Here is a 26,129-nt window from a genome sequence, read left to right on the forward strand (position 1 = left end):
TATTTTACGGCAACAATCATTGCAATGGGTATTAAAATACAGTTGTTTTGGCTTAAATAAACTATCATGAAAAAAATATCCGCCGCCTTTGATGGCTTAAAATTTTCTGAAGGTACTTTGGCCTATGCCATTAAAGTAGCCGAGAGTAGCAAAGCCATGTTGTCGGGCGTTTTTTTAGAATCATTTTTATACCATAGCTATAAAATAATTGATATGGTGGGCAGTCAGGGCATATCGCAAGCCAAAATGAACCATTTGCTGGCCGGTGATGAGCAGCGCAGGCAACACTCGGTGGCTATTTTTGACGAGGCCTGTAAAAATGCCCATATAAGCTATACCACCCACCGCGACAAAAGCTTTGCCTTACAGGAACTGCTTAAAGAAAGCGTATACAGCGATCTGGTATTAATTGGCGCCGACGAAACCATCAGTCATTTTGAAGAGGAACGCCCTACCCAATTTATCCGCGATTTGTTGGCCGAAACGCAAAGCCCCGTGTTGATAGTACCCCGCATCTATAAAGAAATTGAAAAAGTTGTATTGCTGTATGATGGCAAACCATCATCTGTTTATGCCATTAAAATGTTTAATTACATGATGCCCTGGCTGCGTAGTAAAGAGACCGAAATAATATCAGTAACCGACCCTAAAGAAACGCAGGAACTGCCTGATGAAAGCTTGATAAAGGAGTTTATTACCTGCCACTACCCCGACGCGGTTTATAGTATGTTAAAAGGCGACGCCGAGGACGAAATTGTAACCTATTTAAAAACCATAAAAAAAAATGTTTTGGTAGTAACCGGCGCGTACAAGCGCGGTCAGGTATCCAGGTGGTTCAAATCAAGCATGGCCGATTTGTTAATGAAAGAGCTTAACATACCCCTGTTTATTGCGCATAATAAATAAACTATGTCTATCAACTATCCGGTAAAAAACGCGTTTGCTTTAACGGTAGATGAAGTTACCGTAGCGCATAAAACAAGTATAACCCAGGGCATAACCCAGCCGGAAGCCAAAAAGCGCGGTTTAACCTGGGGAGCCAATACATATAAAACCCGGCAGCAAAAAAGCCTATGGTATGTAATGCTGCAGCAGTTTAAAAGTCCCATTGTAGGTTTGCTGGCGGCGGGGTCGGTGGTATCGGTTTATTTTAAGGATATTTTAGATGCGGCAGCCATTGCCGCCGTTATTGTAATTAACGCGCTGATAGGTTTTTTGATGGAGCTGCAGGCACGCACATCCATGAACGCCTTGAAAAAGATGGATGTGATACTGGCCAAAGTAATACGCGATGGGGCCACAACCGAAATTGCTGCCGAACAATTGGTACCCGGCGATCTTGTTCCGCTGGAGGCGGGGGATATTGTTCCGGCTGATGGCCGCCTGGTAGAAGTACACCGCCTGCAATGCGATGAATCATCCCTCACCGGCGAATCGTTCCCCACTAATAAATTTACCGAAAAAATTAGCGGTCAAGCGGCTACCGGCGATCAGCATAATATGATTTTTAAAGGCACGGCCGTTATAAACGGCAATGGCAAAGCTATTATAACCGGCATTGCGGGCCATACACAGCTGGGCATTATCACATCGCTGGTAGAAAGCTCGGCCGAAACGGCTACGCCACTTGATAAAAAGCTAAACAACTTAAGCAAACGGCTGATATGGGTAACACTTGCCATGACGGCTATATTTGCCATAAGCGGAATTATTGAAGGCAAAAAAGCACTGCTTATTATTGAAACTTCTATTGCGTTGGCGGTAGCTGCCATACCCGAAGGGCTGCCCATTGTAGCAACGGTAGCCTTATCATACGGAATGCTATTGATGGCCCGCCGCAACGTTATTGTTAAAAAACTAACCGCTGTAGAAACTCTTGGCAGCACCGGGATAATTTTAACCGATAAGACCGGCACGTTAACCGAAAACAAGATCAATGTAAATAGCTTTAGCTTCCCTGAAGAAAGCATAAGGGTGCATATTGAAAACAATGTTTTAAAATTTACCCACGGCCCTATTAAATTAAGCGCGCCCAATTTTGATAAATTATTATTAGCGGGCTATTTATGTAATAACGCGGGTATTGTTGCTGCCAATAAAAAAAGCCAGGCCACCCTCTCAGGCGATCCGGTAGAGGTTGCGCTTATTAACCTGTGCAACGCGGCCATTCCCAACGTAACCGCGCTAAACCAACAATATACGCGCGTAGCCGAACTGCCCTTTAACTCGGACATAATGATGATGGCAACCCTGCATAAAACACAGTCGGGGCTTTTTGCTGCCGCGAAGGGTTCGGTTGAGCGGTTGCTGGAACGTTGCCAAAAAATACAACTTGGCCCAACAATTAAAATTATGGATGAGCAAAGCAGGGCCGACATACTGGCAAAAGCCGAAAAAATGGCTGCTACCGGCCTTAGGGTGCTTGCCTTTGCCTATAATGAAGGGGGCGAGCTGAACGAACGTAATTACCTGGACCAGTTGATTTACATTGGCATGGCCGGTTTTATTGACCCGCCGCGGCTGGATATTAAAGGCGCTATTTTTTCGTGTAAAAGTGCCGGTATAAAAGTAGTAATGATAACCGGCGACCATCCGCAAACGGCGCTTAATATAGCCCGCAAAGTAGGACTGATAGAGGATGACGACAAAGACGTAATAACGGGCAAAGAATTGCTGGCCAATGAAAAACCATCGCCGGGCTGGATAAAAAAGGTATTGAACACGCGCGTATTTGCCCGTATATCGCCCAAACAAAAACTGGATATAGCAACCATTTACCAGCAGGCCGGCAATATAGTAGCCATGACGGGCGATGGTGTAAATGATGCACCCGCCTTGAAAAAAGCAGACGTTAGCATAGCCATGGGCATTCGCGGCACAGCCGTAGCAAAAGAAACGGCAAGCATTATATTAAAGGATGATTCGTTTACCTCGATTGTTGAGGCTGTAGCACGCGGACGAGAAATATTTCAAAACATACAAAAGTTTGTAATTTACCTGGTATCATGCAATTTGAGCGAGATATTTATTGTAACGCTATTAGGTATAATTACCCCGGCATCTACTCTCTTGCCTTTACAGATACTTTTTTTAAACATGGTTACTGATATATTCCCGGCCCTGGCGCTGGGTTTGGGCACCGGCGATAAAACAGTTATGCACCAGCCACCGCGTGACCCTAAAAAGGCTATTATTACCCATAAAATCTGGCTCAATATTGCCTTATACGCTGCTACAATTACGTTCACAGTGGTTGCAACGGGCATTTATTGCACCCAATTTATAACGCACAATGCCGGGATAATTAACAGCGTGGTATTTGTAACGCTTACCTTTGCCCAACTTTTTCATGTGTTTAATATGTCGTCAACCAACGAGGCGGTATTGGTAAATGAAATTACCCGCAATAAGTTTATATGGGTGGCTATGGCTATTTGTACCGGTGCTGTAGTTTTGGTTTTTGCAGTACCCCAACTACGTTACATATTGGGGCTATCGGCCTTACCGTGGAAACTATGGCTAATTGCAATTATAGGCAGTTCATTCCCGCTAATAGTTATACAAGCTTATAAACTGCTAAGTAAAAAGAACCCGGCTGTTTAACCCTGGTTAACGTGGATAGGACTTTTTGAAGGCCTTTCGTCGCCCAGCAATACGCCCCATTGTTTATACCCTTCTGAGCTGTCGAATATAATTTTTAAAATAGAAAGCACCGGCAGGGCCAGAAACATACCCGAAAGCCCGGCCATTGATCCGGCTGCAATAATGCCAACTATAGCCGCCAGCGGATTCACCTTTACCTGCGAGCCTACAATACGCGGCATTAAAATATTATTATCCAGAAATTGCACAAAGGTAATTGCAGCCAGTACAATAATAATATCTGACAAGCTTTCGGACGAGGCCAGCGTGAGCAATACGCCCAAAATGTTACCTATTAAGGCACCCAGGTATGGTATAAGGTTCAAAAACGCAAAAATAATACCTATAAGCAACGCGTTTTTAATACCAAACAATAGTAATGATCCGCCTAATAAAACAATGATGTAAGTAATTTGAATAAGCAGCCCTATCAAATAACTCTTTACCATTTTTTCTGTTTGCCTTATGCCATGTTCAACATTTTTGTGTTCGCCGGGTTTAAACCACATTAATATAAACTTCAAAAACAGGTTACGGTATAGTATGATCAAGTAGATATAAATAGGCAACAATCCAATAAATATTAACACCCCCGTTAACGAACCAGCAGCACCCTGCAACACACTGCCTATTGAATTAAATACCTTGGCACTTTGTACATTAATAAACTTTAATTGCTGTGCCGGCGAAAACCCGAACGAATTACTGATCCAGATACTCAAATTATCCAGATGTTTGGTAACGGTGCGCTCTATTAGCGGAAAATCATCTAAAAGGGCGGCAACCTGGCTTGAAAACAACCAAATAACCAGTGCCACCATAACAGTTAACAGCAGTATAGGTAAAAATATAGCTATACCTTCGGGTACTTTTATTTTTCTAAAAAAACGGAATACAGGCATCAACATCAAGCTAAAGAAAAAAGCCATCAGCAGGGGCATAATAATAGTATTGCCAATAACAAATAGGTACCCTAGTATAAATATCCCCAATAATTCGAGCGAACGTTTAACAGTTACAGGAATTTCTTTCATTACTTTTATTGTTAATTTTATCAAGATAAGCAATACATCTTATTGTATTCAAAACTTATATCTTAAGCCCCCGCAAGTTTAACGCAGTGTAACACCTGTTTGTATTTTATACTGCTTTTCCCTACGCTTCAAATTCTATTTTAAACTCCGTTCCTTTATCTACTTCGCTATTTACAGTTATTTTACCATTCAGGGCCTCTACCTGGTTTTTTACCATATACAGGCCCATGCCTTTACCATCTACATGAAAATGAAACCGCTTATACAGGCCAAATATCTGGTGGCCCTTTGTGTGCAGATCTATACCAATGCCGTTGTCTATAAAGTTAAGTTGTACTTTGTTATCAATACTGCTGCTGTTTACGTTTATTACAGCGGTAACACCTGGCTTTCGGTACTTAATGCTGTTGGATATAAGGTTATAAAAAATGCTGTATAAATAGCTTTTTACAGTATGCATACCTGCGGCTCCGTCAAACTCGCCAATAATCTGCACATCCGCATTTTCGGGATCACCAGCCAGGCTTAATTGAATATCGGCCAATAAACCAGAAAAATTTACCCATTCTTTTTGCTGATTATCCTGGTTTTTAAACTCCAGTATATAGTTAAGGTCATTGATAACATGGTCCAGCTTGTTTACCGATAATTTGATGTTTTTTATTAATGCTTGTTCATCTTCTTTAGTTACGTCGGTATTGTGCAACACTTCGGCCAGGCCCAGTATATTGGCTACCGGCGCCCGTAGGTTATGCGAAATGATATAGGAGAATTGTTCCAGATCCTTATTTCGCTGCCGCAGGTTGGCATTAATCGCGCGCTGTTCGGTAATATCAAGGGCTATGCCCAACACTGCTTTTTCATTTGTTCCGGGTATGGTGTACGGAACCCTAACCTCGTAAAAAACACGAACGTTGCCGTTAGTGTCGGTAAATATCAGTTCGGGGATAGTTTTAGTAAGGCCGGTAGCTATAACTTCCTTATCATACGCTAAAAACCTATCGGCTGTTTTAATTTCATTATTATTTGCTTTATGCATCAATTGGCGGGGGGTAAGCCCATATGATGCCGCGAAACTATTATTAACAAACTGGTATTTACCTTCGGCATTTCTTACAAAAATAGCCTGCGGGATAAGGTCAATAATAAACAGCAGATTTGAATCAGATTGCTCACGGGCCTGTTCAGATTTATGGATATCCGTAACATCATGACATACGCCATGTAAACCTACCGGTTTTCCATCCTTAAAATCAAACTCGGTTTTTGAATATATATACCTCACCATACCGTCTCTGGTAATAATACGGTGATAGAAAGCTGAACTGCATAATGACTCTTGTGACTTCTTGATTTGTGCCAATACAAACTCCATATCATCCGGGTGAACAAATGCAAGCCATGAAGCGTACGATTGTTGGTAATCATCGGTTGACAGTCCATAAATCCGCAGAGCCTCTTCCGACCAGATTGCCAGGCTTGTAGCAAAATCAACTTCCCAACTCCCTACGTGGGCTACAGCCTGGGCCTCTTTAAGCCGCAGCTCGCTATGGCGCATTTTACTTTCTGCCCTTTCGCGCAGGGCCTCTTTTTCTAAGACATCTATAGCAAAGGATATATTTCCTGCTACTTCTTCCAGTAGCTGTATTTCCTGGCGGTCAAACAAATTTTTTTGGCCTGAATATAAGCTAAGGGCGCCTACTATTTTGCCTGCTCTTGTTATAGGTAGCATGACAAATGACTGCAGGCTGCGCAACGCGGCGTAGGCTTGCCACATCGGAAAATCACCATAGTCGCGTTCAATGTCATTACAAATAAACGGAGTTTCTGTACGTAAAAGATAGCCTATACCACCATGATCATGGTAGGCAGCTTTGGTAAACTTAAGTTGGTCCTCTGCCGGCATACCGGCACTTTCTGCTAACGCTATGGTTTTGTCGTCCTGATTTATAAACCCTATCCAGGCCATCTGGAATTTTCCGGAATCAACAGCAATGCTGCAAGCCTCTTTAAAAACGGCCGACTCACTATCCGCATGTATAAGTGCCTGGTTTATCTGGCTTATAAAAGCGTATAAACGGTTGGCACTTTTTAATTTCTCTTCAGCCCGTATTTGGTCTGTAACATCTCTAAAATTATCTACTATGCCTCCTATATCGGGGTCATGCAGCATATTGGTTGCTACTGCTTCATACCAGTGCCAGGTACCATCTTTATGCAGCATCCGGCCGGTATGCCCCTTTATGGGTACACCCGGGTTGGCAAGCACCTGTTGCATTATCTTTTGCATTTCTATCGCATCCTCTGGCCAGGCTATCGAGAACAGATCAATACCTAACATCTCTTCAACCGTGTAGCCCAATACTTTTTGTATAGACGGAGAGGCGTATATAGGTTTCCCTTGCGGAGTTAAAACAACAATTGCATCGCCGGTATTCTCAATAAGCGTATTATGCCATTTTTCAATCTTGTCTGCCTTAAGCGCATACCTTTTACATTGCCTCCAGCTGATCCAAAAGGCCATACCGAATAGCAATAAAAGTACAATGATGCCTGCAAAGAACAGGCCTTGGCTTACGCAAATACTAAGCATATATCAATTATACATAATTAGAACGACTTGTTTATAATATTTAACGGGTTGACACCAGGTTAAGGGCTATCTTACTGGTAAGCTTGTTCACAATTGCTTTCGGGAGCAATTGTATTTTAATAATATAGGCACTATAATATATGCTTTACTGATATTTATGGGCATATTTTATAATGTATACTAAGCTTGTACGATAAGATCATTAAAAAGTTATTATAATTAATATATAAGGTTACGGACTAATAATTTTTGGATGCGGCTGATGTGACCCACAACAAATTGCAAATATTATTTGCTTATTATAAAACATTTATACCTTTACATATCAGCCCAATAACCAATGGGCTGCATATTATAAACCAAAAATTAATTATTTATTAGCTATGCCTCCGACAGTTATTTAATAACTGCTTGCCGGGTTATATTAAAAAAGCAAACTATGTTAAAAAACAAACTCATTAAAACAGCGCTGTTATGCTGTATGCTGTACCTGCCGGTATTGGTTATGGGGCAGCCTCCGCGTGGCCCATTGGCCCGGTCGCCCATTGTAAATGCCGATAAAACGGTTACGTTCAACTACATTTCGGCAACGGCTAAGGATGTGAAGTTAAGCGGTCAGTTTTTAAAGGCCCCGGCCACCATGACCAAGGGCGCACAGCATAACTGGACCGTAACCGTAGGCCCAGTTGCGCCTGATATTTACCCATACAATTTTGTGGTGGACGGCATATCAGTAATGGACCCGGCCAACGAGTATTTTTTTACCAACGAGCGTTTTAAAGGCAGTTTATTAGATGTGCAGGATAACCCGCCGTTGATACATGCCCTGCAGGATGTTCCGCACGGCACGGTTACTTACGAGTATTACCCGGCAGCAGGCGGCACCACCGGTACATTGGTGGTTTATACCCCGCCGGGTTATGATAAAAACTCAACCAAAAAATACCCTGTGTTTTATTTAATAAGCGGCACTACCGATACCGAAGAGACCTTTTTTAAAGTAGGCAAAGCCAACCTGATACTGGATAACCTGATTGCCCAAGGCAAAGCAAAACCCATGATATTGGTGATGCCTTATGGTAATGTAGAAGGCCGCATAGCCGAGCAAAAAGGCGGCAAAAAACCTGCCGACCCGGCTGGGCGCGAAAGTGATGAGGCCGTAACCCGTGCGCTTGCCTTTAGTAAAGATGTTACCCAACACATGATACCATATATTGACAAAACCTACCGCGTACTGCCGGGCAGGGATAATCGTGCTATTGGCGGCTTCTCTCGTGGCGGCGGCGAAACCCTGCGCACCGGCTTAGGTAACCTGGATAAGTTTAGCTACATCTGCAGCTACAGCGCGTATTTATCGCCTGCGGAGATGGATAAAAGCTACAGCTTTGTTGCGGGCAAACCACAGCAAACCAATAAGCTGTTAAAGCTGCTATGGGTAAGCGTGGGCAGCGAAGATTTTATGTATAAACCAACCTCGGAGTTTTTAGACTACCTAAAAGCACACCAGGTAAACTATAAAAGCATGATAAGCGGCGGTGCACATACATGGATGAACGTAAAAAACTATTTGGCAACAACTGCTCCACTGCTTTTTAAATAATTGACAGAAGATGAAAAAGACATTTTATACATACCTACTATTGGCTTACACCTGCTTTAGCGTTATGGCACAGCAGCGTGCGCCTTATGTGATATCGCCGGATGTGCATCCCGACCATAGCGTAACTTTTAACTTTAACGCCCCCAATGCCAAAGAGGTAATGCTTGACGGGCAGTTTTTTGATAAACCACAACCACTGGCAAAAGATGCTAACGGCGTATGGAGCATTACCGTACCCTATATTAAACCCGATATTTACCCGTATTGCTTTGTAGTTGACGGCAACAACATAGCCGACCCAAACAACACCTATATTTTTGCTAACGAACGTTTTAAATTTAGCCTGGTTGATATTCCGGGTGATAAACCGTTGATACATTCGTTGCAAAATGTGCCGCATGGTAAAATAAGTTACCGCCTGTATAAATCGGCTACGCTGGGTACTACCCGCCAGTTATTGGTGTATACTCCGCCGGGCTTTGTAGCTAATGGCAAGAAGAAATACCCGGTGCTGTACCTTATCCACGGCGGATCGGACACGGAAGAGACCTGGACCAAGGTTGGCCGTGCCAACCTGATTGCCGATAACCTGATAGCGCAGCATAAAATGGTACCCATGATCATTGTGATGCCTTATGCCGCTGTTGGTTTCCGCAAGGATGCTGTTATACATGAAATGATGAATGATGTTATCCCTTTTACCCAGGCTAACTATCCAACTTATACAGACAGCCGTCACCGTGCCATTGCGGGCTTCTCGGTAGGTGGCGGACAAACGCTGGATATTGCCTTTACCAATTTGAATAAATTCGCTTACGTAGCAGCTTACGCACCGTATCCTGAAACCGAGGAGTTTAGATCAATATTTGGAGCCGACTTTAAACCTAACGCAGCCCAGGTAAATAAACAGTTAAAACTATTCAGCATCAGCGTAGGTACCGAAGACTTTTTACATGATAGTGTTGTAAAAAACCTGGCAATGTTTAAAGAGAAAGGCATTAATGTAACCCCGCAGATAGTATCAGGCGGGCATACCTGGATGAATTGTAAACTATACCTATCAACTACATTACCTAAGTTGTTTAAATAAACCCTACTTTAACCCTATTATAATAGCAAGGCCGACTGAAAAAGTCGGCCTTCTTTTATTTAAAATTATATCTTTATTATGAAAATAATAACATGACGAAAATCCAAATAATTCTAATCTTTTTTATTCCTACTATTCTTTTCTCATGTCGTGAAAATAAACGTGATAAAGCTGAGGTAAAAAAATCGAACCCTCAAATGATAAATGCAGTAAAAAAGGTGGGCGTTGCAGATACACTTATTTTTAAAGATGCCGGGTTGGCTACATTAGTGTCTCATACAGAAAAGCTCTTCAGTGTATTCGATACAATAAGCCCTTTTGGTGAATATTACATCAAAAAATTCAAACTTAACAAATATGACATTGATACTTTATATAAGTACAATTCCGACGACTCTATTCCTCATTCACCGAAAATACTGGGCTTCGAAGCAACTGGGATCTTGTCAGGAATGATATGTAATGACCTTGAAAAAATATTAGGCTGGACAAACATTGATCAATATGATCTAAGGCTTTTACTTAAAAACCATTTAAGTACGGTAAGATCACCCGACGGGAAGTTATATTCCTTTGGATTTGAAGAAAAAACCGGCGGAAGCTATAAAAGTATAATTAGTTACATCCATTACAAATCTGATAACAATAAATCTATCACTATTAATGATCAGGATAATACCATTTTTAATGCCGACGGATATTATAGTATTGACACCATAAATACTAATGATGGTGTTAAATATTTACTGAAGGGTAACGTTCAAGGTTGTGATCAATGCTTTGGGTTTTATATAGATTTGGTAAGTTTCGATAAAGGGAGATTTATAAAGGATTTTAGCTATAATTTAGGTTCCCGTAATTTTGAAGGTCCAGATGAAATGTCATCTGATTTTATAACTTATGATTCAAAACAACACATTATTAAGATACGATATATAACGGATGATCAAACGCCCACCTGCAATTGCGGCAAACATGGAAGTATAAGTGAAGATAGTGAAGAGGAAGATAACAGAACAGGCGATATTACTTGCATTTATAAATTTAACGGCAAAACTTTTGTGTTAAAAAACAAAAAGGCAAAGCGTTTAAGGAGTTAATTCAACTGTTTCTTAGTTTTATCATCTCCCTAACCACCAAAAAAGCCGAACCGAATATAATTGCATATTAAATCTCCGTGCCTCTCAGTGCATTCTTTGCGGCCTCAGTGGTAAAAAAATAAACTACAGAGGTCGCAAAGAATGCACAAAGACAAAATATTATTTGGAGTGCCTTTTTAATTTGGGACTTTTGCGGCAGCCTCTTTATATATCTGGACCTTGATTTTTAGGATTGCAGGATTGCCATGATACCAGGATGTTGATGAAGAAGCAATTAAGTTAATACAATAGCTTCCGGCTGTTGCCCGGTATTTGTTGTTCCCTGCTGTTGTTTAGCTTTTTTATTAAGTATTCTCTTTTCGAGTTTTAAAAAGGGCTGTTCAACAAGTACCTTGATCAGGTAGGAAATCAGCGTAGTAATTACTAATAAACCCACCACGGCGGCCGGTATTACTTCATGCCGGTTAGTTATACCCGCCCTGTTTAAATCTCGTATAATTAAAGGTACCGCATATAAAAGCACCATAAAATGAGTTACGTATATACCGTATGTTAATTTGCCAAACTGTACAAAAGGCTTGTAACTAAGCGCTTTTTGCAATCGTGGCGATGATAGGCAATACAACAAAATAAAAAACGAGCCCAAGCCAGTGGCAAGGCGCATAACGGCCTCAGTGCTAAAAAGGGGGAGGTCTTTACCCAAAATATAACGGTAATAAACCGGTATATTATAATTGTAAGTATATAAAACTATGGTGGCCAGTATCAATAAAACATTGAACCGTTTTTTAAGCATGGCAAAATACTCGAGTACCTGCTGTTGGTTAACAGCTAAATATACCCCCAGCGAAAAATGAAATATTAAATACGGGCCCCTAAATGCAAAATACAATACCAGATTAAGTATTAAAAAGGTTAGGTTATTTGTTTTTTTACATATAAAATATAAAAACGGTATTAATAACGAAAATTGCATAATTGCGCGTAACGACCAGCTTTGCGGTACCAGCACTTTTTGGTCATCATCTAAAAGAAATAGTTGTTTAAATATATGCAGTCCATCAACATGGGTTCGCCAAAAAGTACGTATCCACGCGGTGCTGGCAAGGCTGGTTTGTATTATGGTATAGTTTCGGTATAAAATATAACTTAGGGCAAACGCGGCAAGGTAAGTGGGCCATATCCTAACAACCCGTTTTACATAAAATGGGATCACATCAATATTGGGGCTCTTGTTTAACGACAACGCCAGCACATAGCCACTTAACACAAAAAAAAGCGATACAGCCGCGGGGGCAATATAAAAAAAGTGCAGTGGGGTATAATATATCCAGCTAAACAGGGGGCGCCTGCCCATATCATAGGCAGCATAAAAATGGTTTAACATTACAAAAATAGCCGCGAACCCGCGAAGGCTATCTAAAAAGTCAAGTCTTTTTGTTTTTATCATTACTGGCAAGGGGATTAGGCCATACTTGAACTAAAGTAAAAATAAAAAATGAGTTGGCAACTATCTTTAAAGATTAGCAACCAAAATTTTAACAAAAAAATTCAAGATTTAAAATACTTGCTTAAAAGTATAATAAGCGAGCCAGAAGGGAGACAGATTAGTTGTTATTGATGAGTATATCTTTAGCCATTACCATAGGTACGCTAATGTATTTTTTCTCCATGTAGTTCATCACGCGTTCCAATACCTGGCGAGATTGCTCGTCCATGCCCTGTACTTCGTCGGCAAAAACGGTATTAATGGCGGTGTTGCGTATTTCTTTTATTTTTTCAGGCACCTGGCGCATGGCCAGCTCAACGCGGCGCTGCTTTTGCTGAATTAAAAACTCGCAGATGTTTTGTTCAATAATTTCTTCGGCGTGGGTAAGTTCCTGGTAACGCTCCTGCAGGTTGCGTTTGGCTACCTCGTTTAATGAATGTACCTCAATAAAATTAACCGGGAATTGCTCTAACACCTCGGGCGCGGTATCATTGGGTATGGCAAGGTCAACAATAGTTTTACGATGCTTGCAGCCGTTTAATAAGGTTGCATAAATTTCGGGGGTAATAATAGGCTCAACTGCTGATGTGCAGGTAATAATAACATCAAAACCTTTATTATAAGATTTCAACGCTTCCAGATCGTAGGCTTCGCCGTTAAGGTCGGCAGCCAGTTGCTGTGCCTTGGCTACGGTGCGGTTAAATACCGCGAAGTTTGAAAATTTATGTTTTTGAAGATATTTGGAGATGTTTCGATTGGTTTCGCCGGCACCTATGATGAGGATACGGGCATTGCAGCAAAGCTTAAGGTCATTTAACTTACGGTAGGCTAATGATACTACCGATATGGGGTTGCGGGAGATGTTGGTATGGGTATAAACCTCTTTGGCTGTTTTTACGGTACACTCCATAAACATTCGTAAGCCATCGCCGGTTAGCCCTGCTTCCTTACAATCTTCGTAAGCCTTTCGCAATTGCGCCAAAATTTCTTTTTCGCCAACTATCAAACTCTCTAACGAGCATGATGTGCGTAATAAATGGTTCAATGCCTCTTTACCTTCATAAATACAGGCAGCATCAACAAAAGCACCCATGTGCTGCGGGCACATGCCGGAGTTTAATTTTTCAATAAATTTTTTGGCAAATGGTTTATCAACTACCTGTTGGGTAATCATAATAAACTCCACACGGTTACAGGTGGCCAAATAAAATATCTCGTCAATGCCAAATTCGGCTTTAACGTCATGAAGCTTTTGCGTCAGATTCTCCTGGCATATAACCAGCTTACCCAATTCCTTCAGTTCTATCTGCTTGTGTGTAAAAGCTATTACTTTTAAATACTTCAAGGTATTTTTAAATTTGACCCCACAAAAATAACATCCTTAACAAGAAGCTCTGTCAAACCTTTGTCATACAGTTGTATTTAGAATGTTTATAAATTAAGGCCCTTTTATTGTAAAATCAATTGTATACTTATTAAAAAACGTACATAAATAATGAATTTTATAAAAAAAGCGGGTTTAATAGTACAAATAATAGGGTATTTGGTTGCAGGTACCAATCACTTTCGTAATCAGGCATCTTACTTGCGTATAATACCGCCGTATATACCCTATCCATCTGTAGTAAATATAATATCCGGAATATTAGAAATTACATTGGCATTACTGCTTATACCCACTAAAACCCGCACCTATAGTGCCTACGGCATCATATTGTTGTTGGTTGCTTTTTTACCGGTACATATTGATATGTTAATTAACGCGCCATTACAATTAGGCACCCTAACCGTTACGCCTACGCTGGCCTGGCTGCGGTTATTGTTACAACCTGTATTAATGTTATGGGCGTGGTGGTATACGCGCAAAGAATGAATATCATTAAGTTAACGTGAATTAGATAATAGCTTATTATAAAAAACTGTTATGACCCGTAAGGCTACCCTTCGCGAATTTGGGTAGCCCCTGACGGGGCAATTAGGTAACGGGGGACAATTTATTCTACAAACAGGTAGACCCTACGGGTCAATATGCTTATGTTTTTATCCAAACCTACTAACGTTTAAGTTAATAAATTTATTAAATTTGGATTGTAGCCTCGTTTAAGCTATTATTACCATCAGGATGATCAAAAAAGACATTTTCACCTTATCCGGCGCTAAAGGCAGGGGTATGCTGATGGACCTTACATACAATGACCAGCTTAAAGACGCGCCGCTGGTAATTTTTGTGCATGGCTTTAAAGGGTTTAAAGATTGGGGCACCTATAACCTGATGGCCAACAACTTTGTACAAAACGGCTTCAGATTTTTAAAATTCAATTTTTCGCATAACGGCACCACGCCCGATAACCCAGTTGACTTTACCGACCTGATAGCTTTTAGCGATAATACAATTACGATGGAGCTGGACGACTTGACCGCGGTAATTGATTTTGCCTGTAACGGCTCGGCAATACCACGAGCGCCGTATGTTTACCTTATGGGGCATAGTATGGGGGGTGGTATCAGCATTATAAAAACTACTGAGGATGACCGGGTTAAAAAATTGGTTACTCTGGCTTCTATATCAGGTTTCAGAAACCTTTGGCCAAAACAGATTGAAGAGCAGTGGCACTTGCAGGGTATAATGTATTTCCCTAACAAGCGCACCGGGCAGCAAATGCCTGTAAAAGCAGCTTTACTTGACGATTTGGACCGCAACCCGGCGCGGTTTGATATACCGGCTAAAGCGGCGGCTATAACACAACCCTGGCTAATTGTGCATGGCGATGAGGACCCAACCGTACCTGTAGGCCATGCCAAAGAACTAAAAAAAGCGCAGCCAAAAGCCGAATTAGTTATTATTAAAAACACCGACCATGTTTTTGGCGCTTCGCACCCTTATGCCGATACCGCATTACCCGCTGCGCTATTGCAGGTTTGCGAAAAAGTTGTTGATTTTTTAAAGGACTAAGTAATTATTATGAGCTTATCAGGATCGCAGAAAAAAGGAAAAAAATATATAAATCCCGTACCCACTGATGCGGGGGGCTTTGGTAAGATGGTCCCGATACTTAAGGAATATATGGCCAATAAGGCTGAAGTAGTACCTAAAAATACACTTGGCCCATTTAAAACCGATATTAACATATATAATACCCCGCCTGCAAGTGGTTTAAGAATTACGTGGGTGGGCCACTCCAGCTTATTGATTGAGATAGATGGTAAACGCATACTGACCGATCCGGTTTGGAGCGACCGGGTATCGTTTTCGCAAAGTTTTGGACCCAAAAGATTTTTCCAGCCGCCTATAGCATTGGCCGATTTGCCCCCGCTGGATGCGGTTATAGTATCGCACGATCATTATGACCATTTAGATACTGATACCATTAAGTTTTTCGTGGGTAAAACCATACCGTTTTTTTGTTCGTTGGGCGTAGCGCAATACCTTAAAAAGTGGGGTGTTGACGGAAGCTTTATTACCCAACTGGACTGGGGCGATAGCGCGATGATTGGCGATGACTGCGTAGTAAGCGCTACCCCCGCACGCCATTTTTCGGGCCGGGGGATGTTTAACCGTAATGAAACGCTTTGGTCGTCGTTCGTGATAAAAGGGCCAAAACATAAAATATTTTTTGGTGCCGATTCGGGCTGGTTTGACGGGTTTCAATCTATCGGTTCTATTTATGGGCCTTTTGATCTGACCATATTAGAAATTGGTGCCTACGGTAAAAACTGGCCCGATATACACATGGGGCCCGATAATGCCTCCAACGCGCACATTGCCCTGCAAGGTAAACTCATGATGCCTATACATTGGGGCACATTCAATTTGGCTCTGCATGACTGGTTTGAGCCTATTGAGGACCTGGAAAAATTTGCCAAACAAAAAAACATCGACCTATTTGTACCCGAACCCGGTAAACCTACCGAAGTTAACGGGGCGTATAATAGTGAGTGGTGGAAGAGGTTCATGGTTAATGGTTCATAGTTCATGGTGAGTTTGGCTATGAACTATGAACCATCAACTAAATAACACCCTTGGTTAGTCCGCTTTGCAATCTGCATAAAGTAGGCACTGATCAGGGATTGCAAATTCCCAAAATGCCGGTCACGGATTATAAATCCGGACCAACGCGGGTTTTTCATGTTCTTATCAGGGTCTCGCTGAAAGTAACAGGGGAGTTATCTTATTACACTTATATAACCTGCCAAAATTTGGCTGTTGTTATCTAAGGTGATCTTATAATAATAAGTGCCGCCCGGTACATAGCTGCCATTTTTTGTTCCATCCCAGGGAATGCTATAACCTCGCGACTTAAATACTTCCTGCCCATATCGGTTGTATACCATTATCATGCTGTTTTGATAATCCTGCAGGTTTTTTATTACCCATGTGTCGTTTATGCCATCGCCATTTGGTGTAAATGCATTAGGTACCGAAATTTCTTTTGGGGCAGCGGCAATGGTAAGTGTCCCGGCTATATAAGTAATGGCATAATTTGCAGCTGAACCTCCGCTAACTATAATAGGATATTGACCAATAGGTGATACTGTGCCGGCTATAGTGCTAACATTGGGCCATGTTATAAGCTGAGTTTCATTTTCATTATTTACAAAGCCATTATAGGTAAAGGTTAAAACAGGATTGACTGCCCCGTATACTTTAAATTTATCGTCAGCTTTGATAGTTAAAGGAGCCGGAAGCACAGTAATATTCCCGGGTATATAAGTTATATCGTAATTAGCAGCCTTAAAAGTGCCACCCGCTGCCAAAGATGGAATTATGCCCCCGCTATATAAATTTACTATTGCATTGGCTGCCTCACCGGCATCATAGTGTATGTTCACATTACCGATTGTTTCCCCATTTTTTAACCCGAAAAAAGTAAATGCAGTTGACGCATTAATATCAGTCAGCACTTCCCCATATTTTTTTTGTACATCTGTTGCAGTTATGGTAAGGGGGGCAGGACTTACGGTTCCGGTAACTGATTGGTTAACATCGGTTGCGCCGGTACTTGATAAAACAATATTTCCGTTATGATTACCGGCGTACGTTGCGGAGGCTAATCTTATATGCACAGGTGTTGATGCTATGGTACCTGAGGAGCCAATAGTAATAATATTGCTAAAGGTCACATCATCTTTGCTTATTTCAAAGCCCGGGGGGGCAGTAATTGTGATAGCACCTGACATATAAGCGCCTGAGACGTTAAAACTGTTTGAAAAAGACGGAGTTCCATAAACCGTGCTTAGCGGTGATACTGCTGTGGCTGATATAGTTGGCTGTGGCGGATTAACCGTGATAGTAAATGTTACAGGAGCACCGCAACCCGGACCGCTCGCGATAAAATTGCCCAACGCCAGAGGTATATTGCCAACAGCAATAGTATTTATTACCGTATTAGTAGCTGTATTAATTACCGATACATTATTTGAGCCGTTATTGGTAACATACAGCAAACCGCCGCTTTTATTTAATGATACCCCTAAAGGCAATATATTTACGGGTATAGTTGTTACTAACGTATTTGTTGCCGTATTAATTACTGATATATTATTTGATTGGCTGTTGGCTATATACAACCGCGTCCCATCAGGACTTATTACTAAACCGTCAGGACTTATACTTGAACTTGAATTGATAACAGATAAATTATTATTGGTTGTATTGATCACATAAAATGTTTGGTTATTATTTTCATTACCCACATAAACCTTACTGTCATCAGGGGTAACAGCCAAACTCCATGGATACGCTGTGATCGGAAATGAAATGGTTGATACTACCGTATTATTTGCAGTATTTATTACATATACCACGCGTGCACTCCAGTTTGACACATATAATTTGCTGCCATCAGAGTTTGACGCTACACAGGTGGCAAAATAATTATTTAACGGTATAGTACCGCTAACTGTATTGGTCGCGGTATTAATTATTGACATAAAATTACTGCTGGTATTTACCACATATACTTTGCTGCCATCTTTACTCACTAACAAACTATAAGGGTAATTGCCGACTGGAATAGTTGCTACTACTGTATTTGTAATAGTATTGATTACGGATACTGTATTTGAAAGTGTATTGCCAACATATACACGTGTGCCATCCGGACTAACAGACACACCGGCCGGTTCGCTACCAACGGGAATAGTAGCTATAACAGTATTTGTTGTGAGGTTAATAACCGAAACATTATTTGAATGCACATTTGAGATATAAGCATACTCTGTAGCAACAGGGGTAGCTGTGATTGTAGTAATAATTGGTGCATTGCCGGTATTGATCGGAATAAAGGAAGCTATATCTCCCGTGCCGCTCGCTGCTAAACCAATAGCCGGATTGCTATTAACCCAATTGTAAGTGCACCCTGTAACAGGGAAATTAATAACAGGTGTGTTCACCCCGTTTACCACCGTTTGGTTTGACTGGCCTTGTACAGCGTTGTGCGAAAGCAAAAACAATAACACCGAACCTAATGTAATTAAAAGTATTTGTCTGTTAATTATATAGGTATAAGTTATTCCCAACAATATCTCCTGGTTTAGTGGTTTTGGATATTTAATTAATTTAATAATGATGTAAAATTATAAATATACCAAATGATAGATGCCATTATTACATCTTTTTTAAAACATTGCATAAAAAAGCGCCCTGTTAGTCCGGATTTGCAATCCCGGACTTAACCAACGGCGGATTTGCAATCCGCATCACGTAAAGCTATTCAGGGGATTGCAAATCCCCAAACATGCCGGTCCGGGATTATAAATCCGGACCAACACGTTTATGGTTCATTAAGTCATCGGGTCATTAAGTCATTTTTTCCTATCAATGCCCCAATCTAAATAATGTCTTTAAGATGCTTATAATTTGATTTAACCACCGCTGGCGCGCGCGTGTGCAGTGGTTTGTAACTAATTATTCGCCATCATAAGCTTGTTGTAATTTGGCAATATCCATTTTATTCATTTGCATCATGGCAGTTATTACGCGTTGCGTTTTAACCGGGTCGCCACTGGTCATCATTTGGCTAAAAGCAACCGGGATAATTTGCCATGATAAGCCAAACTTATCTTTAAGCCAGCCACAGCGACCTTCTTCGCCACCATCGGCAGTTAGTTTATCCCAAAAATAGTCAACTTCGTCCTGCGTATCACAGTCCACATAAAATGATACCGCTTCGTTAAATTTAAATTGAGGGCCAAAGTTGCCTGCTTTAAATTCCTGTCCCTCCAGTTCAAATATCGCCATCGAAGCGTTAGCGGTAATGATCTTTGAATTTTTAAAAACAGCGCAGTAAAATTTGGCTGCTTCGTCCGCCGGTTTATCAAACCAAAGGAACGGTGTTATTTTTCTGATTTCCATTGTATACTTAATAATTTAAAAGAATAAAAATAAATTCCCTCCCTGGGGAGGGGTGCGGCTGTTTGTGAAGTGGCAGGGAGGGGTTAGTGGATTTTGTATGTATAAACCCCTCCCTACACCCTCCCGGGGGAGGGAATCGCACAACCCCATTTGAATAATAGTTTATTATTGTGCCAATAATTCTTCCAATTGGTTTAGTCCCATAGTAAAGCCTTGTTCAAAGCCCATAGCAACCAATTGTTCCATATCGGCCAGTGTATCAAATGTTAGGGTGGCCTCTACGCGGGTACCGTCGCCATCGGCAAAAAACTGCGTGTTCCAATGCCCGTCAGGGAAAGTGCCGGTTTTAACGCCATCCTCATCACTAAAGGTCGCGGTTGAGGTAAATCCGTTTGGCGCGTCTACGGTATGGATATCTACACGGCACCATTGGCCCTCGCCATCGGGTCCGGTCATTTTGTATAGCCATAAACCGCCCGCTTTAAAATCCATGGTTTTGGTTACGGCTGTCCAGGGTTTTGGTCCCCACCATTTTTCTAATAAAGCAGGGTTGGTCCACGCTTCCCATATTTTGGCTATAGGCGCGTTAAAGTGGCGGGTAACTTTTAATTTTTTGTTAGGCAGATCTTTGTTAATTACTGTACTGTTCATGATGTTTGATTTTGAGTGTTATAAGTCATTTAATAAATTGTCTAATTGGTTAAAGCGGTCGTCCCACAACTGGCGGAAACGTTCAATCCATTCGTCTACTTCTTTCATTTTTTTAGCGTTAAAGTGATAATAAATTTCGCGACCGGTTTGTTGTTGTGTTACCACATCGCACTCGGCCAGTATTTGTATATGTTTGGATACGGCCTGGCGGCTGGTGTTAAAATGCTCGGCAAGGGCGTTGGGTGTCATGGCCTGCAGGGCCAGCAGGGTAATAATGGCGCGGCGGGTAGGATCGGCAATGGCGTTAAAAATGTCTCGTTTCATATAACTTGCAACTGTTTGGTTGCGCAAATATAAATGCAACCAATCAATTGCGCAAATTTTTTTGAAAATAGTTTTTCACCGTAAAAAGCGGTCGTAAATCATGGTTAACACATTTTCGTGCCATTTTGCACTTAAATAATTGATTATTAATGTATTAGATAAAAAAATAACCTAAAATGTGTTAAACGATGTTAAACGCTTTTGTATATTCAAATCACTAATTCACTCAGTCACTAATTCAATAATTATCACCGTAGTTTCATATCCTCAATTAATAATGCAATCCTATTTATAAAAAATTAAATTTGCGGTTGCATAAAACACATCTCTTTTGGAAAGAACATTAATAATAGGTACACGCGGCAGCGATTTAGCTTTATGGCAGGCCAATTTTGTAAAGGATAGCCTGGCGGCAGCCGGTATTAAAGCCGACCTGAAAATTATAAAAACGCAGGGCGACCGTATTCTAAACTTAAGTTTTGATAAATTAGAAGGCAAAGGCTTTTTTACTAAGGAGCTGGAAGAAGAACTTTTGGCAGGAAGCATTGACCTGGCGGTACACTCGCATAAGGACCTGCCTACCGAAAACCCTCCGGGACTCATCATCGCAGCAGTTTCAGAACGGGAGGACCCGTCTGAATTGCTGTTGATATTGAAGGATTGCGTGGATGTAAAGCAAAAGCTATCGGTAAAGTTTGGCGCTACGGTGGGTACGTCATCCAACCGCCGCAAAGCCCAGCTGCTGGCCTACCGCCCCGATCTGGAAATTGAAGAACTGCGCGGCAACGTGCCCACCCGCATAGGTAAACTGCGCAGCGAAGCTTATGATGCCATTATGATAGCCAAAGCAGGTGTGAGCCGTTTAGGTATTGATTTGAGCGAATTTCATGTAGAAGTGCTAACCCCTAACGAATTGATACCCGCACCCGCGCAAGGCGTGCTGGCCATACAAATACGCGAAAGTGATACCGAATTATTTAGCATCCTGCAAATACTTAACCACCCCGATGTGGCCGAAGAACTGGCGGTTGAGCGTAAAGTATTAACTTTATTTGGTGGTGGCTGCCACCTGCCCCTGGGCTGCTATTGCCGCCGCGAGGATGGCAAGTTCCAGGTGTTTACCTCAAAAGCCGAAACCGGCGAGGATTTCCCCGACAGGTTGTTTTTGGAGGCGGATACGGCAGAGGGTTTATCGCATAAAGTAGTTACCTATTTTGAAGCTGGCCGTAAAATGCCGTCAAGCGTATTTATATCGCGCGAGATATCTGAGGAGAGTTATTTTAGAAGAGCATTAGCAAAACATAATATACAAATTGAAGCGCGCTCGCTTATACGCACCGTGCCGGTTATTACCAAGCTCGATTCGTATATACTAAAAGATATTAACTGGATATTTTTCTCCAGTAAAAATGCGGTGGAGTATTTTTTTCAACTGGAGCCATTATTACCTACAGATGTTAAGTTTGGGGTAATGGGTGCTGGGTCAGAAGAAATGCTGCGCCAAAAAGGTTACTTCAGTGATTTTACGGGAGATGGCGGCGATACGGATGATGTGGCGGCTGAATTTGCCAAACTGGCCAATGGGGCAACTATATTGTTCCCGGGTGCTGAGGAATCATTGCGTACGGTACAAAAAGGCTTATCGGCCCAAACTAAAGTGATTGACCTGCCTATTTACGAAACCGTGCTGGAAGATAACATAGAAGCATCGGGCGCTGATGTGCTGATATTTACCAGCCCGTCAAACGTAGACGCTTACTTTACTGATAATTTATTAGATCCCTATCAAAAAGTGATTGCCATAGGTAAAGCAACCGGCAAAAAATTTGATGAAATGGGCGTAAAATACACACTGCCTTTTGCCCCCGACGAAGTTGGGCTGGCCGAAGCGGTGTTTGGACTATAGAGTTGATGGTTCATGGTTGATGGTTCATAGTAATAAGCACCTTCAACTATGATCTATGAACCATAAACTATGAACTAATGTTGCAACGACCAAGAAGAAACCGCAAAAGCGAGGTAATAAGGCAGATGGTACAGGAAACGCATTTAAGTGCGGCTAACCTGATATTCCCGCTGTTTATTGTGGATGGCAGCAACCAAAAAACCGAGGTGGCCTCAATGCCGGGTATCTATAGGTACTCGATAGATAATTTGCTGCGCGAGGTGGAAAGCTGTTTAAAACTGGGCTTAATGTCGTTTGACTTGTTCCCTAATATTGAGGAGGCTTTAAAAGATAAATATGCTACCGAAAGCCACCGCGAGGAAAGCCTATACCTGCGTGCTATTGCCGAAGTAAAAAAGAACTTCCCTGAGGCAGTTGTGATAACCGATGTAGCGATGGACCCCTACAGCAGCGATGGCCACGACGGTATTGTTGAAAATGGTGAAATATTGAATGACGAAACGCTGGTAGTGTTAGGCAAAATGGCCCTGGCCCATGCTATTGCCGGTGCAGATATTATTGCCCCAAGCGATATGATGGATGGCAGAGTAGGGTATATTCGGTCTGTATTGGACGAGAATGGTTTTACCGGGGTTTCTATCATGTCGTACTGTGCAAAATATGCCAGCGCGTTTTATGGTCCGTTTAGGGACGCGCTAAATTCGGCCCCAAAATTTGGCGATAAAAAAACTTACCAGATGAACCCCGCCAACCAGCGCGAAGCTTTGATAGAAGCCAAGCTGGATGAAGCGGAAGGTGCCGACTTTTTAATGGTAAAACCGGCCCTTGCTTACCTGGATGTAATAAAATTAATGAAGGATAATACCGAACTGCCCATAGCGGCCTACAACGTAAGCGGCGAGTATGCCATGATCAAAGCAGCCGTGCAAAAAGGCTGGTTAAATGAGCAACGCGCCACTACCGAAACGCTGATGGGTATCAGGAGGGCAGGCGCAAGCGCGATATTAACGTATCATGCTAAAGAGGTGTTGGTGAATAAATGGTTGTAGATTAAGGTGAAAGCTGAAAGGTAAAAGCAGAAAGCTTTTAATTCGATGTAATAACAGGCTTTTAGCTTTATGCTTTCAGCCTTATGCTTAAAACAATGGTTCAAACAAAAGATATCAGCCGCGAAAAATCGGCCGAATTGTATGCAAAGGCTAAAACGTATTTTCCAGGTGGGGTAAACTCGCCGGTGCGTGCGTTTAAATCGGTTTACGGTACACCGCTTTTTATAAAAAAAGGCGATGGCTGCCATATATGGGATGCGGACGATAACGAATTTATTGACTTTTGCTGCTCATGGGGGCCGCTTATCTTAGGACATAATCATCCAAAGGTAAAAGAGAAGGTTATTGAGGTAATGCAAAACGGCATGTCGTTCGGCGCACCTACAGCATTAGAAAATGAGTTGGCCGAGCTGATCCTGACTAACAATAAATTTATCAAAAAACTGCGTTTTGTAAGCTCGGGTACCGAGGCGGTGATGTCGGCCATAAGGCTGGCGCGCGGGTATACCAAACGCGATAAGATATTAAAGTTTGAAGGCTGTTACCATGGTCACTCAGATTCATTGCTGGTAAAAGCAGGTTCGGGCCTGGTTACTTTTGGCGAAACCTCATCAGCAGGGGTTCCTAAATCATTTGCCGATGAAACTATTGTTATAGCCCTGAATGATGCCGAAGCTTTACAAAAAGCATTCGCCGAATTTAAAGACCAGATAGCCGCGGTAATTATTGAACCAATACCGGCTAATAATGGTTTGCTATTACAGACTAAAGAATATTTGCAACTATTACGCGATACCTGTAACCAAAACGGTACTTTATTGATATTTGATGAGGTGATATCCGGTTTCCGTATAGGTTTTGAAGGGGCAGCGGGTTATTATCAAATACAGCCCGACATTATTACCTATGGTAAAATTATAGGCGGCGGTTTGCCTGTGGGTTGTTATGGTGCTTCGGCAGAAATTATGGGCCATATTTCGCCGGATGGCGGGGTATACCAGGCCGGTACTTTATCCGGAAACCCGGTAGCCATGGCCGCGGGTATTGCCCAATTGACCGAACTATTGCGACCCGGATTTTATGACGAGTTAAAAAGTAAAACGGATGAATTTGTAGCGGCTATACAGCGATATGCTGCTGAGCGTAATAATAAATTCAAAATATTTAGTATCGGGTCTATATTCTGGTTCGCGTTTACCGATCAGGCTACCATCAGCAAAGCCGATGAAATTGATCCGACCAGCATGGATAACTTTAAAATTTTACACCGCGAATTACTTAACCGGGGCGTATATATGGGGCCATCGGGCTATGAGGTTGGTTTTATATCATCGGCCCATACTAAAGCTGATCTGGAAAAAGCAAAAAGCATTATATTTGAGAGTCTTGACCTGGTATTCAATAACAAATAAGCAATCATGAGAAAGCCACTGGTAATATTTTATGCGCTTATCATTTATGCACTTGCCGAATTAATTTGGTGGGGATATATGCTGGTTAAATTACAGCCCGAACGCCTGGGCATGATATCGGGCGAGGGCTTTATGTTTATCAGTGTATTTACGTTCGGGGCTTTTTATTTGCACCGGTCAATTAATAAAGAACGCACCTTACAGGAACAAAAAAAGAACTTCCTGCTGTCGGTAACGCACGAGCTAAAATCGCCGCTGGCATCAATCAAGCTATTATTACAAACCATACAAAAGCGTGATCTGACCAAGGTCCAGATACTTGATTTTATAGACAAATCATTACTGGATATTGACCGCCTGGATGATATGGTTGAAAATATGCTGCTGGCTTCGAAGATCGATAACCAGTCGTACAGTTTTCCTAAAGCCAGCTTTAATTTATCGGTATTGGTTGATAGTATTGTAAACCGTTTACAGCTAACCAAATGCGATTGCAACCAAATGATAATTAATGCGGAGATTGAGCCTAAAATTGAAATAACCGGCGATAAATTTGCGTTGACATCAGTAGTTACCAATTTAATAGAGAACGCGGTTAAATATTCAAAACCCTGCCAAACAGTGGATGTGAAATTATTTTCGAGGAACGGCCAGGTACATTTTGAAGTTGCCGATCATGGCATTGGTATAGCCGATGAAGAAAAAAACCTCATATTTAATAAATTTTATCGCGTAGGTAGTGAAGATACCCGCAATACCAAAGGCACGGGCTTAGGCTTGTATATTGTTAAACAAGTATTAGATAAGCACCAGGCCAGTATTAAAGTTAAAGACAACCGTCCGGAAGGAAGTATATTTGAGGTTGTTTTTGCATTAACCTAAAAA

Annotated in this window: 20 protein-coding genes; 12 read left to right on the forward strand and 8 right to left on the reverse strand. The window is 41.7% G+C overall.

Annotation, left to right across the window (positions count from 1 at the left end; all coding sequences use genetic code 11):
- Nucleotides 1–66 precede the first annotated feature (66 nt).
- Both ABI367_RS03145 and ABI367_RS03150 read left to right on the forward strand, forming a co-directional pair.
- Complete coding sequence (locus tag ABI367_RS03145) at nucleotides 67–906, forward strand: universal stress protein (protein WP_462226517.1); 840 nt, start codon at nucleotides 67–69, stop codon at nucleotides 904–906.
- 3 nt (nucleotides 907–909) lie between these two features.
- On the forward strand, nucleotides 910–3,603 hold the full coding sequence (locus tag ABI367_RS03150; RefSeq protein WP_462226519.1) for a cation-translocating P-type ATPase: 2,694 nt from the start codon (nucleotides 910–912) through the stop codon (nucleotides 3,601–3,603).
- Here the strand turns inward: ABI367_RS03150 and ABI367_RS03155 are convergent.
- Both ABI367_RS03155 and ABI367_RS03160 read right to left on the reverse strand, forming a co-directional pair.
- Nucleotides 3,600–4,676, reverse strand: a complete 1,077-nt coding sequence (locus ABI367_RS03155) for an AI-2E family transporter (protein WP_462226521.1) — start codon at nucleotides 4,674–4,676, stop codon at nucleotides 3,600–3,602. The two genes, ABI367_RS03150 and ABI367_RS03155, sit on opposite strands and share 4 nt — an antisense overlap.
- A 121-nt stretch (nucleotides 4,677–4,797) precedes the next feature.
- Nucleotides 4,798–7,200: a PAS domain S-box protein gene (locus ABI367_RS03160; protein ID WP_462258010.1), complete on the reverse strand. Its 2,403-nt coding sequence runs from the start codon at nucleotides 7,198–7,200 to the stop codon at nucleotides 4,798–4,800.
- Nucleotides 7,201–7,708: 508 nt separating this feature from the next.
- On the opposite strand from ABI367_RS03160, the gene ABI367_RS03165 reads away from it, so the two are divergent.
- The 3 genes from ABI367_RS03165 (at nucleotide 7,709) to ABI367_RS03175 (ending at nucleotide 11,059) form a co-directional block, all read left to right on the forward strand.
- On the forward strand, nucleotides 7,709–8,869 hold the full coding sequence (locus ABI367_RS03165) for an alpha/beta hydrolase (protein ID WP_462226524.1): 1,161 nt from the start codon (nucleotides 7,709–7,711) through the stop codon (nucleotides 8,867–8,869).
- A 10-nt stretch (nucleotides 8,870–8,879) separates the two neighbouring features.
- Entirely contained in the window at nucleotides 8,880–9,959 is a 1,080-nt protein-coding gene (locus tag ABI367_RS03170; RefSeq protein WP_462226526.1) for an esterase, read from the forward strand.
- 92 nt (nucleotides 9,960–10,051) lie between these two features.
- Nucleotides 10,052–11,059, forward strand: coding sequence for a hypothetical protein (locus ABI367_RS03175; protein WP_462226528.1), 1,008 nt, complete (start codon nucleotides 10,052–10,054; stop codon nucleotides 11,057–11,059).
- A 274-nt stretch (nucleotides 11,060–11,333) separates the two neighbouring features.
- Here ABI367_RS03175 and ABI367_RS03180 read toward each other — a convergent pair whose 3' ends face one another.
- Nucleotides 11,334–12,509 carry an acyltransferase family protein gene (locus tag ABI367_RS03180; protein WP_462226530.1) on the reverse strand — a complete coding sequence of 392 codons (1,176 nt, stop codon included), beginning with the start codon at nucleotides 12,507–12,509 and terminating at the stop codon, nucleotides 11,334–11,336.
- A gap of 157 nt (nucleotides 12,510–12,666) precedes the next feature.
- Entirely contained in the window at nucleotides 12,667–13,893 is a 1,227-nt protein-coding gene (gene hemA, locus ABI367_RS03185; RefSeq protein ID WP_462226532.1) for a glutamyl-tRNA reductase, read from the reverse strand.
- Nucleotides 13,894–14,043: 150 nt separating this feature from the next.
- Between hemA and ABI367_RS03190 the strand changes: the two genes are divergently transcribed.
- The 3 genes from ABI367_RS03190 (at nucleotide 14,044) to ABI367_RS03200 (ending at nucleotide 16,518) form a co-directional block, all read left to right on the forward strand.
- On the forward strand, nucleotides 14,044–14,421 hold the full coding sequence (locus tag ABI367_RS03190) for a DoxX family protein (RefSeq protein WP_462226533.1): 378 nt from the start codon (nucleotides 14,044–14,046) through the stop codon (nucleotides 14,419–14,421).
- Between the two features lie 249 nt (nucleotides 14,422–14,670).
- Complete coding sequence (locus ABI367_RS03195; protein ID WP_462226535.1) at nucleotides 14,671–15,501, forward strand: alpha/beta hydrolase family protein; 831 nt, start codon at nucleotides 14,671–14,673, stop codon at nucleotides 15,499–15,501.
- A gap of 9 nt (nucleotides 15,502–15,510) precedes the next feature.
- The gene (locus ABI367_RS03200) at nucleotides 15,511–16,518 is read left to right on the forward strand and encodes an MBL fold metallo-hydrolase (protein ID WP_462226537.1); all 1,008 of its coding nucleotides are present in this window, start codon (nucleotides 15,511–15,513) and stop codon (nucleotides 16,516–16,518) included.
- Between the two features lie 194 nt (nucleotides 16,519–16,712).
- Here ABI367_RS03200 and ABI367_RS03205 read toward each other — a convergent pair whose 3' ends face one another.
- The 4 genes from ABI367_RS03205 to ABI367_RS03220 form a co-directional block, all read right to left on the reverse strand.
- Complete coding sequence (locus ABI367_RS03205) at nucleotides 16,713–19,070, reverse strand: MBG domain-containing protein (RefSeq protein ID WP_462226539.1); 2,358 nt, start codon at nucleotides 19,068–19,070, stop codon at nucleotides 16,713–16,715.
- 385 nt (nucleotides 19,071–19,455) lie between these two features.
- Nucleotides 19,456–19,902 carry a VOC family protein gene (locus ABI367_RS03210; RefSeq protein WP_462226540.1) on the reverse strand — a complete coding sequence of 149 codons (447 nt, stop codon included), beginning with the start codon at nucleotides 19,900–19,902 and terminating at the stop codon, nucleotides 19,456–19,458.
- Nucleotides 19,903–20,067: 165 nt separating this feature from the next.
- Nucleotides 20,068–20,553 (reverse strand): SRPBCC family protein, encoded by a 486-nt coding sequence (locus ABI367_RS03215; RefSeq protein ID WP_462226542.1) that lies wholly within the window; start codon nucleotides 20,551–20,553, stop codon nucleotides 20,068–20,070.
- 18 nt (nucleotides 20,554–20,571) lie between these two features.
- A complete protein-coding gene (locus ABI367_RS03220) occupies nucleotides 20,572–20,877 on the reverse strand; it encodes an ArsR/SmtB family transcription factor (protein WP_462226544.1) in 306 nt (101 codons plus the stop codon).
- Nucleotides 20,878–21,208: 331 nt separating this feature from the next.
- Here ABI367_RS03220 and hemC point away from each other — a divergent pair, with 331 nt between their 5' ends.
- The 4 genes from hemC to ABI367_RS03240 all read left to right on the forward strand — a co-directional run bounded on the left by hemC (nucleotide 21,209) and on the right by ABI367_RS03240 (nucleotide 26,126).
- Nucleotides 21,209–22,783, forward strand: coding sequence for a hydroxymethylbilane synthase (gene hemC / locus ABI367_RS03225; RefSeq protein ID WP_462226546.1), 1,575 nt, complete (start codon nucleotides 21,209–21,211; stop codon nucleotides 22,781–22,783).
- Between the two features lie 77 nt (nucleotides 22,784–22,860).
- Nucleotides 22,861–23,832 (forward strand): porphobilinogen synthase, encoded by a 972-nt coding sequence (hemB, locus tag ABI367_RS03230; RefSeq protein WP_462226548.1) that lies wholly within the window; start codon nucleotides 22,861–22,863, stop codon nucleotides 23,830–23,832.
- Between the two features lie 95 nt (nucleotides 23,833–23,927).
- The gene (gene hemL / locus ABI367_RS03235) at nucleotides 23,928–25,244 is read left to right on the forward strand and encodes a glutamate-1-semialdehyde 2,1-aminomutase (RefSeq protein WP_462226550.1); all 1,317 of its coding nucleotides are present in this window, start codon (nucleotides 23,928–23,930) and stop codon (nucleotides 25,242–25,244) included.
- A 6-nt stretch (nucleotides 25,245–25,250) separates the two neighbouring features.
- Entirely contained in the window at nucleotides 25,251–26,126 is an 876-nt protein-coding gene (locus tag ABI367_RS03240) for a sensor histidine kinase (RefSeq protein ID WP_462226552.1), read from the forward strand.
- Nucleotides 26,127–26,129 lie beyond the last annotated feature (3 nt).

The organism is Mucilaginibacter sp. (assembly GCF_039935595.1).
Classification (GTDB): domain Bacteria; phylum Bacteroidota; class Bacteroidia; order Sphingobacteriales; family Sphingobacteriaceae; genus Mucilaginibacter.

Bases quoted from the DNA above. Each gene is read 5' to 3' on its own strand.
- ABI367_RS03145 (WP_462226517.1), top strand. From the start codon at position 67: ATGAAAAAAATATCCGCCGCCTTTGATGGCTTAAAATTTTCTGAAGGT.
- ABI367_RS03150 (WP_462226519.1), top strand. From the start codon at position 910: ATGTCTATCAACTATCCGGTAAAAAACGCGTTTGCTTTAACGGTAGAT.
- ABI367_RS03155 (WP_462226521.1), bottom strand. From the start codon at position 4,676: ATGAAAGAAATTCCTGTAACTGTTAAACGTTCGCTCGAATTATTGGGG.
- ABI367_RS03160 (WP_462258010.1), bottom strand. From the start codon at position 7,200: ATGGCCTTTTGGATCAGCTGGAGGCAATGTAAAAGGTATGCGCTTAAG.
- ABI367_RS03165 (WP_462226524.1), top strand. From the start codon at position 7,709: ATGTTAAAAAACAAACTCATTAAAACAGCGCTGTTATGCTGTATGCTG.
- ABI367_RS03170 (WP_462226526.1), top strand. From the start codon at position 8,880: ATGAAAAAGACATTTTATACATACCTACTATTGGCTTACACCTGCTTT.
- ABI367_RS03175 (WP_462226528.1), top strand. From the start codon at position 10,052: ATGACGAAAATCCAAATAATTCTAATCTTTTTTATTCCTACTATTCTT.
- ABI367_RS03180 (WP_462226530.1), bottom strand. From the start codon at position 12,509: ATGATAAAAACAAAAAGACTTGACTTTTTAGATAGCCTTCGCGGGTTC.
- ABI367_RS03190 (WP_462226533.1), top strand. From the start codon at position 14,044: ATGAATTTTATAAAAAAAGCGGGTTTAATAGTACAAATAATAGGGTAT.
- ABI367_RS03195 (WP_462226535.1), top strand. From the start codon at position 14,671: ATGATCAAAAAAGACATTTTCACCTTATCCGGCGCTAAAGGCAGGGGT.
- ABI367_RS03200 (WP_462226537.1), top strand. From the start codon at position 15,511: ATGAGCTTATCAGGATCGCAGAAAAAAGGAAAAAAATATATAAATCCC.
- ABI367_RS03210 (WP_462226540.1), bottom strand. From the start codon at position 19,902: ATGGAAATCAGAAAAATAACACCGTTCCTTTGGTTTGATAAACCGGCG.
- ABI367_RS03215 (WP_462226542.1), bottom strand. From the start codon at position 20,553: ATGAACAGTACAGTAATTAACAAAGATCTGCCTAACAAAAAATTAAAA.
- ABI367_RS03220 (WP_462226544.1), bottom strand. From the start codon at position 20,877: ATGAAACGAGACATTTTTAACGCCATTGCCGATCCTACCCGCCGCGCC.
- hemB (WP_462226548.1), top strand. From the start codon at position 22,861: ATGTTGCAACGACCAAGAAGAAACCGCAAAAGCGAGGTAATAAGGCAG.
- hemL (WP_462226550.1), top strand. From the start codon at position 23,928: ATGGTTCAAACAAAAGATATCAGCCGCGAAAAATCGGCCGAATTGTAT.
- ABI367_RS03240 (WP_462226552.1), top strand. From the start codon at position 25,251: ATGAGAAAGCCACTGGTAATATTTTATGCGCTTATCATTTATGCACTT.